This is a genomic window from Amycolatopsis sp. (assembly GCF_035276945.1).
Lineage (GTDB): Bacteria > Actinomycetota > Actinomycetes > Mycobacteriales > Pseudonocardiaceae > Amycolatopsis_E.
In genome coordinates this window covers 1-13819 of the sequence record NZ_DATELF010000043.1, presented here as the reverse complement: position 1 = coordinate 13819, position 13819 = coordinate 1, and the positions used below count along the sequence as shown (strand labels likewise).

General features: G+C 67.6%; 13 protein-coding genes, 1 tRNA gene, 1 pseudogene and 1 CRISPR repeat array. Of the genes and pseudogenes, 6 read left to right on the top strand and 9 right to left on the bottom strand.

Annotated elements, in window-relative coordinates:
- The first annotated feature begins 2 nt into the window (after window positions 1-2).
- The 3 genes from VJT49_RS05750 (at window position 3) to VJT49_RS05740 (ending at window position 821) form a co-directional block, all read left to right on the top strand.
- The gene (locus VJT49_RS05750; RefSeq protein WP_324163641.1) at window positions 3-455 is read left to right on the top strand and encodes a nucleoside deaminase; all 453 of its coding nucleotides are present in this window, start codon (window positions 3-5) and stop codon (window positions 453-455) included.
- Between the two features lie 52 nt (window positions 456-507).
- Entirely contained in the window at window positions 508-729 is a 222-nt protein-coding gene (locus VJT49_RS05745) for a CsbD family protein (RefSeq protein WP_324163640.1), read from the top strand.
- A gap of 5 nt (window positions 730-734) precedes the next feature.
- Window positions 735-821 (top strand) — tRNA-Ser (locus VJT49_RS05740).
- An 82-nt stretch (window positions 822-903) separates the two neighbouring features.
- On the opposite strand, the gene VJT49_RS05735 is transcribed toward VJT49_RS05740, so the two are convergent.
- The 4 genes and pseudogenes from VJT49_RS05735 to VJT49_RS35080 all read right to left on the bottom strand — a co-directional run.
- On the bottom strand, window positions 904-1077 hold the full coding sequence (locus tag VJT49_RS05735; RefSeq protein WP_324163639.1) for a hypothetical protein: 174 nt from the start codon (window positions 1075-1077) through the stop codon (window positions 904-906).
- A gap of 377 nt (window positions 1078-1454) precedes the next feature.
- Window positions 1455-1724, bottom strand: coding sequence for a hypothetical protein (locus VJT49_RS05730; RefSeq protein ID WP_324163638.1), 270 nt, complete (start codon window positions 1722-1724; stop codon window positions 1455-1457).
- Window positions 1718-2026 (bottom strand): hypothetical protein, encoded by a 309-nt coding sequence (locus VJT49_RS05725; protein WP_324163637.1) that lies wholly within the window; start codon window positions 2024-2026, stop codon window positions 1718-1720. The genes VJT49_RS05730 and VJT49_RS05725 overlap by 7 nt, the downstream gene beginning before the upstream one ends.
- Window positions 2027-2306: 280 nt before the next feature.
- Window positions 2307-2471 (bottom strand): annotated as a pseudogene (locus VJT49_RS35080) (helix-turn-helix domain-containing protein); the annotation flags it as partial.
- 652 nt (window positions 2472-3123) lie between these two features.
- On the opposite strand from VJT49_RS35080, the gene VJT49_RS05715 reads away from it, so the two are divergent.
- Window positions 3124-3504 carry a winged helix-turn-helix domain-containing protein gene (locus tag VJT49_RS05715; RefSeq protein WP_324163635.1) on the top strand — a complete coding sequence of 127 codons (381 nt, stop codon included), beginning with the start codon at window positions 3124-3126 and terminating at the stop codon, window positions 3502-3504.
- A gap of 34 nt (window positions 3505-3538) precedes the next feature.
- On the opposite strand, the gene VJT49_RS05710 is transcribed toward VJT49_RS05715, so the two are convergent.
- Window positions 3539-3769, bottom strand: a complete 231-nt coding sequence (locus VJT49_RS05710) for a hypothetical protein (RefSeq protein WP_324163633.1) — start codon at window positions 3767-3769, stop codon at window positions 3539-3541.
- 1175 nt (window positions 3770-4944) lie between these two features.
- Here VJT49_RS05710 and VJT49_RS05705 point away from each other — a divergent pair.
- On the top strand, window positions 4945-7302 hold the full coding sequence (locus tag VJT49_RS05705; protein ID WP_324163632.1) for an endonuclease/exonuclease/phosphatase family protein: 2358 nt from the start codon (window positions 4945-4947) through the stop codon (window positions 7300-7302).
- 95 nt (window positions 7303-7397) lie between these two features.
- Window positions 7398-8609 (top strand): methionine adenosyltransferase, encoded by a 1212-nt coding sequence (metK, locus tag VJT49_RS05700; RefSeq protein WP_324163631.1) that lies wholly within the window; start codon window positions 7398-7400, stop codon window positions 8607-8609.
- Between the two features lie 4 nt (window positions 8610-8613).
- On the opposite strand, the gene VJT49_RS05695 is transcribed toward metK, so the two are convergent.
- Genes VJT49_RS05695 through VJT49_RS05680 form a run of 4 tightly spaced genes read right to left on the bottom strand, consistent with a single transcriptional unit; the run spans window position 8614 to window position 12269 of the window.
- Window positions 8614-8976 carry a hypothetical protein gene (locus VJT49_RS05695; RefSeq protein WP_324163630.1) on the bottom strand — a complete coding sequence of 121 codons (363 nt, stop codon included), beginning with the start codon at window positions 8974-8976 and terminating at the stop codon, window positions 8614-8616.
- A 51-nt stretch (window positions 8977-9027) separates the two neighbouring features.
- On the bottom strand, window positions 9028-11748 hold the full coding sequence (locus tag VJT49_RS05690) for an FtsK/SpoIIIE domain-containing protein (RefSeq protein ID WP_324163659.1): 2721 nt from the start codon (window positions 11746-11748) through the stop codon (window positions 9028-9030).
- 6 nt (window positions 11749-11754) lie between these two features.
- The gene (locus tag VJT49_RS05685; RefSeq protein ID WP_324163629.1) at window positions 11755-12003 is read right to left on the bottom strand and encodes a hypothetical protein; all 249 of its coding nucleotides are present in this window, start codon (window positions 12001-12003) and stop codon (window positions 11755-11757) included.
- A gap of 5 nt (window positions 12004-12008) precedes the next feature.
- The gene (locus tag VJT49_RS05680; protein WP_324163628.1) at window positions 12009-12269 is read right to left on the bottom strand and encodes a hypothetical protein; all 261 of its coding nucleotides are present in this window, start codon (window positions 12267-12269) and stop codon (window positions 12009-12011) included.
- A 1004-nt stretch (window positions 12270-13273) separates the two neighbouring features.
- Window positions 13274-13795: direct repeats of the CRISPR family, unit length 28 nt; unit sequence GACCCATCCCCGCGCACGCGGGGAGAAC.
- Window positions 13796-13819: the final 24 nt, after the last annotated feature.

The window sequence follows — 13819 nt, the reverse complement described above, 5'->3', positions numbered from 1 at the left end:
CGATGGACGACGCCTCACTCGTGCGGGTTGCCCTGACCGTTGCCCGGGAGGCAGGCGCGGACGTGCCGATCGGCGCGGCCGTGTTCGATCCCGGCGGCCGCCTGCTGGCCGGCGCGCACAACGCCCGGGAAGAACTCGGCGACCCGACCGCGCATGCCGAAATCCTGGCCCTCCGCGAGGCCGCCCACGCCCACGGCGACGGCTGGCGGCTCGACGGCTGCACGCTCGCCGTGACCGTCGAACCATGCACTATGTGCGCCGGCGCGCTCGTGCTGGCGCGGGTCGCGCGGGTGGTGTTCGGCGCCTGGGAGCCGCGCACGGGCGCCGTCGGCTCGTTGTGGGACGTGGTGCGTGACCGGCGTCTCAATCATCGGCCGGAAGTGCGCGGTGGCGTGCTGGAAAACGAGTGCGCCGAACTGCTCGCCGCCTTCTTCGCCGGCCATCGTGAGGTGTGACCAGCGGACATGCGGGTATTCCGGACAACGGGTATCGGCGAAGGAGGACCGAATGAGTGTTACGGAACGGGTCCGGAGCAGGACCCAGCAGCTGCTGGGCGAGGCCAAGAAGGTGATCGGCCGTACGACGGGCAACCGCAAGCTCCGCGGCTCCGGCCGGGCCGACCGGGTGGTCGGCACGGTCCGCGAGGCCGGCAACGAGGTGGTGGACTGGGCCCGTACGGCCTTCCGGGATGCCCGCCGCCGGATCGCCCGCCGCCGTCCAGTATCGTAGTCGGCGGTAGCGTGTCCGAGCGGCCGAAGGAGCACGACTCGAAATCGTGTGACGGTTGATCCCGTCCGTGGGTTCAAATCCCACCGCTACCGCCCTGAACACGCCGGGCGGCTTTCGCGAAGTCGCCCGGCGTTTCGTCATAGGGTGGCAATTCGGGTTGCAATAGCCCCGTTTTCAGGCGGGCACCGGCACCCCGGCCGGGCCGTCTTCGTCGTCACCGAGCAACCGCCGAAGCGCGCGTACCCAACCGTACGGCGGAAGCGAGGCGACCAGTTGGCGAAGGGCCTCGCGCTGTTCGTCGGTCAGCTCAAGCCCTTCGTCATCCTTGGTGTCTGAGGCGCCCCACATGTGCCCACCCTCACCCATCGGTTCCCGGCGGTCTCGCGCCCGGCTTTCACGACACGCGAGTCGGGCTTTCGTGGCACCCGAGTCCGGTTTTCACGGCACGCGAGTCGGGCTTTCGTGACACGCGAGTCGGGCTTTCGCGGCGCCGAGTTCGGCTTTATCGACTTTCCTCTGGGTCCCTGCGGAATCAGCGCGGGCGGTGGCTGCCGAGCATTTCCGTACACAGCTTGTCAACCGTGATACGAACAGCTTCCGGGGCGGAATCGCGCGAACGGAATGGGGGACTCACCCGACGGGAAAGCCCGACTCACCCGACGGGAAAGCCCGACTCGCGCGACGGGAAAGCGGGACTCACACGACGGGAAAGCCCGACTCACCCGTCACGAAAGCCCGACTCGCGCGACGAGAACTACTGACTTGGTGGGGTCGTAGCGGTAGTGGTGCTCCGGCCGGTCGGGCATCTTGAGCGGAGCGACTAACTGGTGTACCTGCTCAACGGCGGCGTAGGTCTCCCGCGTATGAGCGAGCCGAGCATGGGCACGGCCTTCCTGCGCCGTCGCCTGGATGGCGATCGAACTACCGGTTGGAGCCAGGGCCTTGGCGCGTTCAGATAGATCAAGGGCGCGCTGGTACGCACCCTGGGTCAGCACCCGCCAAGCTTCAGTCTCATAACACCAGGCATGGATTTCCGGGTGCCAGCGTGTTTCGCGAGGCTAACCGCCGTCCGCAAACGAGCGGTCGCCGCTCCCCCTTGGTTCAGGTCAATGTGCACGGTCGCCGCCAGCAACGACAGCCAACCGCCAATCACCAGCAGGCGGCGGTGTTCGGCCAAGGTCTTCCGAGCGTCCATGAGGTGCATGACGTAGCCGAGGTGCTGCTGCACCCACCCGATGAGTTCCGCTGGTTGCGTCTGGCTGTAGGCCACGGCCAGGTCGTCCACGATGAGTTCCAACTGTGTCAACGTTTCCGTCGCCAACGTCGCTGGCCGTCACTCGGCGCAGGAGTTCGAGAGCCGCTGTTTCGCCTGCCGCGTCGCTCGGGATGGCCAGCGCAGGCGTTGAGTCCGGTATCCAGGCAGGCTCGTAGGAGTTTGCCTTGACCTGGTACTTGGCCAGTTCAGCGTCGCGTTGCTGCTGTTCGTGGGCTTGTTTGGTGGCCTCGAACCGGCGGAAAGCCGCGATGAGGACACCGCCGACCCGGCACAGCGCATCGGCCTGACCCCAGAAGCGCTCGTCCGCACTCATCCGACCGTTCTCCAGGTGGCTAATGGCGGTGCGGTCGCGGCTGGTGGCCTTGGCGAGTGCCCCCTGCGTGATGTCGGCGGCCTTGCGGAAAGTGGCAAGGCGTTCGCCCAGCTCTTGCCGGAACCGGGCAATGGCCGGTGCTTCCCGTGACATCTGGTTCACGCCCTCCAGTATGCGCCTGGCACGGCTCGGTCATGGCACGTTCGCCTTGGTGAGAATCAAGGTGAAAGCCCTGGTCACAGGCCATCTCACCGCAAAGATCACGCAAGAGCGTGAGCGGCAGGCACCCGGCCGCGGGCGGCAGGGTCACTGCCTCCCCGGTCACGGCCGCAGCGCCGCTCTTGCCGCCGTGGCCGAACCACTGCTGCTCACGCCCGGGTGCCGTCCAGCGAAGCGACTCCGGAAGCGAGAGCAGTGCCCGAACCGCGAGCCATTGGTGGGCCGCCGCCATGAACGCCCTCGGGTTGTTCCTCGTGCTGGCCGGTGGGTTGCCACTGCTGTACGGGCTGGCGCTCCTGGTTCGCCGACGTCAGCGTCAGCGGCGAGCAGCCCAAGCCCAGCACGCACACTCCGTCTTTGCCATTGCTGCACGGGTGGCACAGGAACGCGAACTCGCAGACCGGCCAGCCCGCTGGCCACGGGCCGACCCCGACCGCGGTCGTATTCGCGACAACCGGCCGACTCTGGTGTTGCCGCAGATTGGACGGCATGCGCGGCCAGACGATGACACGGTGCCGCCTGTCGTCCGGCCAATGACTGAACCGACATTCCCTCATTCCCATTCATGCACGAGGAAGGCACGACCATGACCAAGCCACTCAGCAGCAAGCACCTGTGCCCGAAGCACGAGGACGACGACCAGCTCGTGCGCTACCACTTGGACCGGAACGCCACGACCTACCTCTACGACCAGATGGTCGACCACCTGACAGAGCGGATTGCCCCCGGCGATCTGGCCGTGAACACCACCTTGCCCGCGGAAGTGCAGTTGGCCCGGCAATACGGCGTGTCCCTCGGCACCGCCCGACGAGCAACCGAAATCCTCCGGCAACGGGGACTGGCAGTGACACTGAAAAGCAAGGGCACGTTTGTCGTGGCCCGACCGGAGGACGCCACCAACAGCGGCGACGCCGCAGACGAGCCGGAACCCGGCTGGTTAGCGTTGGTACAAGGTGTCGACCAGTGACCGGACACCAGAGTTGGCAAACTTGCCAAAACCGTCACGGGCCGTAGAGGTCCGTCATGGCAGCACGGGCTTCGTTCTCGACGTCGATTTTCTCGCGGAGGCCCGTGTCGACGGCGTCAACGTAGTGGGCGACATCTTCCGTGGTTTCATGGAACGGGCACATATGGACGCGCGGGAGAGCGCCAAAAGTCGGCAACGGCCGATCGAGTTGTTCTGCGCGTGGCTCGCGGCGCGGATCACCCTGGGCGAGCTGCCCGGTATCCACTATGGACACACAAGAGGGTCATCTACGTGGCCACGGAGAATCGTGGGAAGCACGCTCGCGGGCCGGTTGGTCGTGGCCGGTGCTGACATGAACGGCGTCTACCGCGTCGAAGCGAGCAGGTCGACGGCCACGAGGTGCCACTGTCCCTGCCTCGCGACTGTGACAGCCTCGCGGCAGAGATCGGCGGCCACGAGATCGCGCTGCTGATCGTGGGCCCACTCATCCCGGTGGTAGACGCCCGGATCAACGTCAACCAAGACCGCGACCTACGCGGCGCGCTCGAACCGCTCGCCCGGCTCGCGGGTCTAGCGTCCGGGAACGGTGCATCTCGCGCACCGGACCGTGCGGGTGGCGCTGAATGAGGCGGTTCGCCGCCGTCACATTGTCGAGAATCCGGCCCGCACCGCAAAGCCCCCGCGAGTCGAGGAAGAGGAAGTCATTCCCTTCACGCGAGACGAAGCCCGGCCGTTGATCAAGGCGGGTGAGAAGTGCGGAACGGTGCCCGGTACATCTTTGCCTTATCGCTCGGCTTGCGCCGGGGCGAAGCGCTGGGGCTGAAATGGTCAGATATCTCGATCAATTGGAAGCATGGGTGCATCAAAAACAGTACGTGCCGAGCAAAGCGCAGCGGGAACGAGTGCCCGGCGCGTCCGGGATCCGGCACGGCCACGATTCGGCGGACCTTGCAGCAACGCACGTGGCAACATGGGTGCGAACCGAGCGGGTCATGCGGGCATCGAATGGACGGGCATTGCCCGAAACGGCACGGCGGGGGCTATTCGTTGCCGAAACGAAGTCCAGGGCCGGGCGTCGCAAGGTTGGCATTCCGCACCCGGTGGCCGAAGCGCTGGAAGCTCACCGCGTCCAGCAGCAAGCAACTTGTGTGTCGTGAAAGCCGAACTCGGGTGTCGCGAAGGCCGGACTCACGTGTCGTGAAAGCCGGACTCACGTGTCGTGAAAGCCCGACTCGCGTGTCGCGAAAGCCCGACTCGTGTGTCGCGAAAGTTCGACTCGGGTGTCGCGAAAGCCCGACTCGCGGGGTGGCGCGGACGGGCGATCTTGGGGAAATTGATACTTTCGGGTCTTTTGTTGTTCACCTCGCCGGGTGAGGATGCGTCGACTGATCACGGACGAGGGGACTGAGGGTGACGACCATCCCGAGACGGAGACTTGGCGTGCTCGCCGTCGGCGCGGTGGCGGGCTTGGCGTTCGCCGTGCCCGCGGAGGCGACGCCCAGCGTGGACGTGGTGATCGCCGAGGTCTACGGCGGTGGGGGCAACTCCGGCGCGACCCTGACCGACGACTTCGTCGAACTCGCCAGCAGTGTCACGGTGCCGCTGGATGGCTTCAGCCTGCAGTACCTCCCCGGCACGCCGAGCGCGTCGAGCAAGTGGCAGGTCACGGCGCTGACCGGGAGTGTTGCCGCGGGTGGTCGATACCTGATCGGCGAGGCCAAGGGCGCGGGCGGCACGGTCGACCTGCCTGTCCCGGATGTCGCGGGCGGGATCGCCATGGCCGCCGGTTCCGGCACGGTCGCCCTCGTGTCGGGCACTGACCCGCTCACCTGCCTCACCGCCGCCGATTGTGCCGCTGACACCCGCATCCGCGACCTCGTCGGCTACGGCACCGCCACCGTGCGCGAGACCAGCCCGGCGCCCGCGGCGAGCAACACGACGTCAGTCGCCCGCGCGACCCTGGTCGACACCGACGACAACTCGAACGACTTCACCGCGGGTGCGCCGACCCCCGTCAACTCGAAGGGCGAAACGCCGGGCGGTGGAACACCCCCAGTGACCGCGAAGATCCACGACATTCAGGGCACCACCAGGATTTCCCCGCTCAACGGCCAGAAGGTCACCGGGGTGACCGGCATCGTGACCGCGCTGCGCACCTTCGGTTCCGCTCGCGGCTTCTGGCTGACCGATCCGCAGCCGGACAGCGATCCCCGCACCAGCGAGGGACTGCTCGTGTTCACCGGCGCCAGCACGCCACAGGTCGCGGTCGGCGACTCCGTCACGGTCACCGGAACGGTCAGCGAGTACTACCCCGACGACCCGGCGGCTTCGGTGTACCAGTCCACGACGGAGCTGGTAAGTCCACAGTGGACTGTCTTGTCGAGTGGAAACCCGTTGCCCGCGCCGGCGGTGATCGCCCCCGGCACCGTGCCGGACACGCTTGCTCCGCAGCCGGGCGGGAACATCGAGAACCTGCCGCTGGAACCCGCCACGTATGCGCTCGACTTCTGGGAGGCGCACGAAGGCGAGGTCGTGAGCATCAGCGACGCCCGCGTCGTAGGCCCGACCACCGCCTACGGCGAGTTGTACGTGACGACGAAACCCGACCAGAACCCGAGCGTTCGCGGTGGCACGGTCTACGCCGGTTACGAGCAGCCCAACACCGGCGTGCTCAAGATCGAGTCGCTGATCCCGTTCGCCCAGCGCCCGTTCCCCAAGGCCAACACCGGTGACGTGCTCACCGGTATCACCTCCGGCCCGGTCGACTACAGCGAGTACGGCGGGTACCGGATCGAAGCCAGTGTGCTCGGCGAGCTCAAGGACAACGGCCTGACCAGGGAAGTCACCCGCAAGCAGCGCTGGGACCAGTTGGCCGTGGCCACCTACAACGTGGAAAATCTGTCCGCTGTGGACAGTCAGGACAAGTTCGACCAGCTCGCACACGGCGTCGTCGACAACCTCGCGTCGCCGGACGTGGTCACGCTGGAGGAGATCCAGGACAACAACGGCGCCGCCGGGAAGGGCGACGGCGTAGTCGCGGCGGATCGAACCCTGACCCGGTTCGTTGACGCGATCGTCGCCGCCGGCGGCCCGCGGTACCAGTGGCGCGAGATCGACCCGCAGGATCTGGCCGATGGCGGCCAGCCTGGTGGCAACATCCGCACGGCCTTCCTGTTCAACCCGAGCCGTGTGTCCTTCGTGGACAGACCGGGCGGGGACGCCACTACGGCCGTCAAGGTCGTGAAGACCTCCGGCAGGCCGCGTCTGTCGGTTTCGCCGGGCCGCGTGGATCCGGCCAACGAAGCGTGGCAGGACAGCCGCAAGCCACTGGCCGGCGAGTTCGTCTTCCAGGGACGGACCGTGTTCGTCATCGCCAACCACTTCAACTCCAAGGGCGGGGACCAGCCGACCCACGGCCGGTACCAGCCGCCGACCCGGAGTTCGGAGGTGCAACGCGCGAAGCAGGCGCAGGTGCTGCGAGGATTCGTCGACCAGATCCTGGCCGCGAACCCGGTCGCGAACATCGTGGTGGCCGGTGACCTCAATGACTACCAGTTTTCCCCGGCCCTGGCGACGCTCACCGCGCGCGGCGCACTCACCGACCTGATCACGACGTTGCCCGTCTCCGAGCGCTACAGCTACGTCTACGAAGGGAATTCCCAGGTACTGGACCACATCCTGGTTTCGCGGTCGCTCTGCCGGCTGGACTACGACGTCGTGCACGTCAACGCCGAGTTCGCGCAGCAGGCGTCCGACCACGACCCGCAGGTGGTCCGGCTCACACCACTGTGGTGGTGAACCCTTCCGCTGTAACGAAAGCGCTTCGCCACCGATCCTCGACCGACCTCGTTTAGCGTCGGGTCGGACTACCGGCCACAGAAGGAGAGCGCGTCGTGACTGCCAATCGAAGACTGTTCACCAGTGAATCGGTGACCGAGGGGCATCCGGACAAGATGTGTGACGCGATCAGCGACACCGTCCTGGACGCGATGCTGGCCGCGGACCCGCGGAGCCGCGTGGCGGTGGAGTCCCTGGTCACCACCGGCCAGGTGCACGTGGCGGGCGAGGTGACCACCGAGGCTTATGTGGACGTGCCCGCCCTGGTACGGGAGAAGATCCTGGAGATCGGCTACGACTCGTCGGCGAAGGGCTTCGACGGCAGTTCGTGCGGGGTCAACGTGGCGATCGGTTCGCAGTCGCCGGACATCGCGCAGGGAGTGGACACCGCCTACGAGTCACGAGTGGGAGAAACGCCGGGGGAGAACACGGACGAGATCGACCGGCAGGGCGCGGGCGACCAGGGCCTGATGTTCGGCTACGCGTGCACCGACACGCCCGAGTTGATGCCGTTGCCCATCGCGCTGGCGCACCGGCTGGCCAGGCGGCTGACCGCGGTGCGCAAGGACGGCACTCTGCCCTACCTGCGCCCGGACGGCAAGACCCAGGTCACCATCGAATACGCCGGGGACCGGCCGGTCCGGCTGGACACCGTGGTGATCTCCAGCCAGCACGCCGAAGGCATCGATTTGGACACGATGCTCGCGGTGGATCTGCGCGAGCACGTGATCAAGCCCGAGGTGGAGTCGCTGGGCCTGGACGCCGGTGAGCCACGGGTCCTGGTCAACCCGACCGGCCGGTTCGTCGTCGGTGGCCCGATGGGGGACGCGGGGCTGACCGGGCGGAAGATCATCGTGGACACCTACGGTGGCATGGCCCGGCACGGCGGCGGTGCGTTCTCCGGCAAGGATCCATCCAAAGTGGACCGTTCGGCGGCGTACGCGATGCGCTGGGTGGCCAAGCACGTGGTCGCGGCCAGGCTCGCGGACCGGGCCGAGATCCAGGTGGCCTACGCCATCGGCAAGGCGTCGCCGGTGGGCCTGTTCGTGGAAACCTTCGGCACCGAGAAGGTGGACCCGGTGAAGATCCAGTACGCCATCTCGGAGGTGTTCGACCTGCGCCCGGCCGCGATCATTCGCGACCTGAACCTGCTGCGCCCGATCTACGCGCAAACCGCGTCATACGGGCATTTCGGCCGTGCGGACCTCGACCTGCCCTGGGAGCGGACCGACCGTGCCGCAGCGCTGAAGGACGCGGCGAAGGCCTAGCACGTCAGCGGCGGCGGGCGCGCCAGCCCAGCGAAAGGACCGCCTCGACGAGCTGCTGATAGCGCTGCTTTACCTCGTCGAGGTAAAGGTCCAGCTGGGAACCGCGCGTGTTCGTCGCCGGCTCCGGCCCCTGTCCGACTTCGAGCCAGGGCAGGTGGGCGACGTTGTCCGCCGTCATCCGCCACCAGTTGTGCACCAGTTGCCGGGTGCGCTCTTCCCGTTCGACGGCCTGGGACACGGCCGCCTCCACGGCGGCGATCCGAGGTTCGAGTTCCTGTGCGCGGTGCTTTTCCCAGGTGCGAAGGTCCTCGGCGGCCTTGGCGGCCAGACCGAAAATCTCCTTGTAGCGCATGGCCGCGGATTCCATCTCTACTCCCTTTTCGGTGAGGGCGGGCGGTCCGTGGTCGGTCCTATGGTCTCACTCTCCACGGTCGAACGGGATCATGACTTCGGGCACAACATGGGCGCTCCGGTCGAAGAACAGGGCCCGGCCCGGCCTTGGCGACCAGTGCACCACCTGCCCGCCCGCGAACGGGGAAAGCTCGCTGCCCTGCACGTCGAGCGCTGCCCAGGCGCCGATGTCGTCGGTGCCACCGAAACCGAGGGTGTCCTTGAGCCGCGCGGTGCTGCGCCACCAGCCGACGGTGTGCACGCCGTTCGACGGTCCCTGCTTGAGCACCGTCCGGAAGTGGTCGAGCCCGCTCTTGAACTCGCCTGGCCGCTTCTTCTCCAGCGCCGGCAATGCCCCGTCGACGCCGTAGAGCAGCAGTATGCGCGTGTGCCCGGCCGGTTCCTCGGCGAGTTTCGCCATTCGCTCGCCGAGGTCGTCTTCGGTCACTCTGACCATCCGACGACCGGCCGCGCTCAGGTCGTCGACGAGTTGGCCGACCACGGGCGCGCACCGGTCCACCAGGCAGCAGATCAGGAACTCGACCGCGCCGGGGTCGAACTGGCGCGCCAGCGAGCGGGCCGCAGCGTCCATGATGGACAGTGCTTCGGCGATCGCGGTGCCCAGTACGGCCAGGTTGCGCCCCGGCGCCACCGACAGCTCCACCGCGCACGCCTTGTCCTCGACGTCGATCGCCTGACCCAGCAGCGCGCGCGGACGACTGGGCCGTCCGGCGGACAGCGCGGCATACGCGGCGACGTGCTCCAGCGGCGGCGAGATCGCCCCGTCGAACAAGCGCGGCCGTTGATGCTCGTCGGCGAAGCGCTCCCAAAGCGTCTGTTGCAGGGCATTGAAGACCTGCCTGCCGCTGGCGTCCGGGATGTGCGCGAGCTGGTTCCCGTGGGCCACGCCCGAATCGTGGTTGACCACGGCATGCCATTTGGGCGCGGCGATCGCGGCGTTGTTGGTCTCGGCCAGCACCCGCCGAGCCTTGGGCATCGCGATCCGCAGCGTGCACTGCTCGAACACCGCGGGCTTGCCCCAGAACGCGTCGATCCCGGCGATGTCCTGGCTGGCCAGGATCAGGTGGATGCCCTGGGCCCGGCCGCGGCGGGCGATGTCCTCGAGCAGGGCGGTGGCGGCGCCGGTGACCGCGTCCCGGCCGGCGAAGAGGTACTGGAACTCGTCGATCACCGCCACGATCCGCGGCCAGTGCCCGTCCGGATCCTGCCTGCGCAGCCCGGACAGGTCGGTCACCTCGTGCTCCTTGGCCGCGGCTGAACGGCGCCGCAGCTCGTCGGCGAGGAACCGCAGCAGTGCGAGGCCGAACTCGCGGTCGGTGTTGACATTGACCCCGACCAGCCGCGCGTGCGGCAGCCAACTCTTGTCGCGGCGGCCGGGGGCGAGGCCGGCGAACGAGACACCCTCCTTGAAATCGAGCAGGTACAGCGCCAGTTCGTCCGGCGGGTAGCGCGCGGTGAGGCTGCCGATCAGCGCGTACAGGAAGTTCGTCTTGCCGGACCCGCTCGGCCCACCGATCAGCGCGTGCGGACTGCCGTCGCCGATCACCACCTCGATCGAGTCGCCTTCGTAGAAGCCGACCGGGGCCCGCAGTTCGACGGCCGAGGTCTCCTTCCCCAACTCGGTGGGCAGCAGGTCGTTGAAGGTGCGTGGCCCGCCCTGCCGGGCGATCAACGCCTCGGCGAGCTTGGCGGCGGCCCCGTTGACCTCGCTGGTGGGGATCGGCGGGTCCAGATCGACCACCAGGTGCCCGGTCATGCTGGTCTTCGCGTGCGTTTCGTCGAGCAGCCGGATGTTCTCCGCGCCGCCGCCGAGCACGGTCGGCAGGTCCACCCCGATCAGCGAGATCCCGGCCGCCACCGCGCCCCCCGCGATGCGCCTGAGCTCGCGGAGCGATTCACGCGGCCAATCCTCGCCGTTGCCGAACAGCACCGCGATCCGCCACGGCTCGGTGCGCTGGCCGAGGGTTTCCCGCATGGTGCGCAGCGAGGTGTGACCTGCCTGCATGGTCTGCGCGTGGATGCGCCGGATGTAGCCGGCGAGTTCGTCGAGCAGGTCGTCGAGGCGGGTCGGGTCGTAGATGGTGACCGCGCTGGTGCGGCTCAGGGAGTAGAGGTTGGGCAGGACCGCGGTGAGCTGGCCGATGTCCCACAGGTGGATGCGGACCGCGCCCGGCTCCATGCTGGACAGCACGCGCAGCAGGAGTGACTCGATGAGCGCCTCCACCGCGGCCCGGCTTCTCGGGGCCGAGGTGATGGCCAGGTGTGACTCGTCGAGCAGCGGCACCGCCACCGGGAACGCGCCCGAAGAGTCCATTGTGGACGAACCGATGCGCCACAGCGGCGGGACCGTGATGGTGCCGGTGCCGATCCGGCCCAGCCAGTCGCTGGGCGGGCGGCTGGCCGGTCCCGGCGCCGTCTCGTTGATCAGCTCGTGCAAGCGGGCGGGCACGGTGGCCGCGTCGGCGTGGAACGCGGCCCGCGTCGCCTTCAGTTGGTCCCGCACGCCGGCCATCAGCGGGTGGCGCATGGCCTGGGCGAGGCCTTCGTCGTGGGCGGCGTTGGCGATCCCGGTGCGCAGGATGCGCTGCTCCAGCTTGAGCCGCTCCAGCTCGTTCTCGGCCGACTCGCGCCCGGCCCGCGCGGCGCCGAGGACGGACGCGAGGTGCTGCCGCATGACGCCGATCGCGTCGAGGACCCGTTGCTGCTGCTCGCGAACCTTGGAAGACACCATGACTTAGAGCCGAGCCAGGTATCCGTCGATCAGCTCGCCGGCCGCGGCGAGGTGGTCGGCGTCCTCGCGTAGCCGGTCATAGGCCTGCGCGAGCTCGGTTGGTAGCCACGGCTCTGCCTGCTCGTAGGCCGTGACGATCGTTTCGCGTGCCTCATCCAGCAGCTCCACCGCATGATTGGTGTGTTCCGTTGCTTCGGCCAGTTTCGCACGGAACGCGCCAAGTTGTGCCTGTAGCTCAGCGAGTGAGTACATGAGTGCTACAGGCGCGCCGAGTACTGTTCGGCCGAGGAGATGGCCTGCTGGATGGTGCCCTGCGTGTCACTGATGCCCTGGCCCGCGTTGGCGAGCAGGCCATTCGCCTGGGTCACCTCGGGTTGGTTGCTCCCGGAGGTGACCTGACTCAGGATCTGCCGTGCCTCCTCGAGCGCCTGGGCGGCTTGTTGCAGGGCAGCGATGCTGGAGTTGCACTTCTCGTTCGCCGTCGCGATCCCAGCGCGGATCTCGTCCACTCCGGCCATGGGCGCGGATTCTCCTCAGGTAGTACGCGGGTCAAGGTCATCGATAAACTATCGGTAGGCCTGACGCCCCACATGAGTGAGGTTGACTACGCCAAGAAGGTGAAAACTCACGTTCAACGGGCCAGACTAGCCCATCCGTCGGAGCGGTTGCTAGGTCAACCCGGCTAACTGCCGGCGAGCCCGGCGTTCAGGGTGACCGCGGGCACGGCCGCGCGCAAGTTGAGCGCGCGTTGCTGATTTCGACTGCGCGTTGCCGCCGGGGCGGCGACGGGTCAACTGCTGGGGACACGCCACAGCCGCACGACGTTGTCCTTGCCGCGATAGCCAGCATATTTCCGTCCGGTCTGAACGCCACGGAGTTGATCCCGTCGCTCGTGGAGCCGATCTGCTGGCCGCTGTCCACGTCCCGCAACCGCACGGACAAATCACCCGCGTCTGAGTCCTCGATGGTGGCGACGCCGCGGCCGTCCGGGCCGAGCGCTACCTGGCGAAAGCGGTGAAGGCCAGGCGACCAGCCGGCCATCCGGGCCGCTGCCCAGCAGCACCCGACCCATCCCACCCCGGCCCAACTCCGCAAGCAACCGATACCGCCCGACTTCGCGGGGCTCGTTCGGTTGGCCGAAGCGAGGACGTGACGAAGTTCGTGGAGGAACCCAATTCTTCGTGGAGGAACCCAATTCAAGGTGCGAGGAAGGCACTCGACAGGCAACTGAGACCGACAGCAGGAACGCCGTCCCGCTCACTTGCGGCGACGGCGTTCCTGCTGGTCAATGGCGGAGGATACGGGATTCGAACCCGTGAGGGCTGTTACACCCAACACGATTTCCAATTCCCGGTCATGGTGTTCAGCCGTGTGGACGCCGTCGTACGGGCGTCCCGTCTTGGCCACGTTTGCCCTGGAAGTGGCCGGTATGGTCGGCAGCTTCGTCCTTGTTGACCGCGGCTAACCTAGCCTGAATGAGACCCATATTGAGACCCTCGCGAGCTGGGCCTCCGAGGGCCGAAAACCATCCCCGCGCATGCGGGGAGAACGTCCGGGCCGAGAAGGAGTGACCCGATGACCGCCATGGACCCATTCCCGCGCACGCGGGGAGAACGGCCGGAAAACCCGATGAGTAATCGAGAACCTGGACCCATCCCCGCGCACGCGGGGAGTAACGACCTGATCCACCAGGTCCTCATACAGCCCCGCGACCCATCCCCGCGCACGCGGGGAGAACCATCCATCGCGGGATTTTGCTCCCCTCGTACCCGACCCATCCCCGCGCACGCGGGGAGAACCACTTCTGTGGCCCGGACTGCATCTCGATGCACGACCCATCCCCGCGCACGCGGGGAGAACCTCACACAGCTCGGTCGGGGCCGCATGGATTAGGACCCATCCCCGCGCACGCGGGGAGAACTTTTGACGCCGCAACTCTGGTTCATGCCCGGCCGGACCCATCCCCGCGCACGCGGGGAGAACCACCGAGCGAGGACATCGGCCACCACCACCGGAGACCCATCCCCGCGCACGCGGGGAGAACGAGCTGCTACCGAGCGGTGACGTG

Bases quoted from the DNA above. Each gene is read 5' to 3' on its own strand.
- VJT49_RS05750 (WP_324163641.1), top strand. From the start codon at position 3: ATGGACGACGCCTCACTCGTGCGGGTTGCCCTGACCGTTGCCCGGGAG.
- VJT49_RS05745 (WP_324163640.1), top strand. From the start codon at position 508: ATGAGTGTTACGGAACGGGTCCGGAGCAGGACCCAGCAGCTGCTGGGC.
- VJT49_RS05735 (WP_324163639.1), bottom strand. From the start codon at position 1,077: ATGTGGGGCGCCTCAGACACCAAGGATGACGAAGGGCTTGAGCTGACC.
- VJT49_RS05715 (WP_324163635.1), top strand. From the start codon at position 3,124: ATGACCAAGCCACTCAGCAGCAAGCACCTGTGCCCGAAGCACGAGGAC.
- VJT49_RS05695 (WP_324163630.1), bottom strand. From the start codon at position 8,976: ATGGAATCCGCGGCCATGCGCTACAAGGAGATTTTCGGTCTGGCCGCC.
- VJT49_RS05685 (WP_324163629.1), bottom strand. From the start codon at position 12,003: ATGTACTCACTCGCTGAGCTACAGGCACAACTTGGCGCGTTCCGTGCG.
- VJT49_RS05680 (WP_324163628.1), bottom strand. From the start codon at position 12,269: ATGGCCGGAGTGGACGAGATCCGCGCTGGGATCGCGACGGCGAACGAG.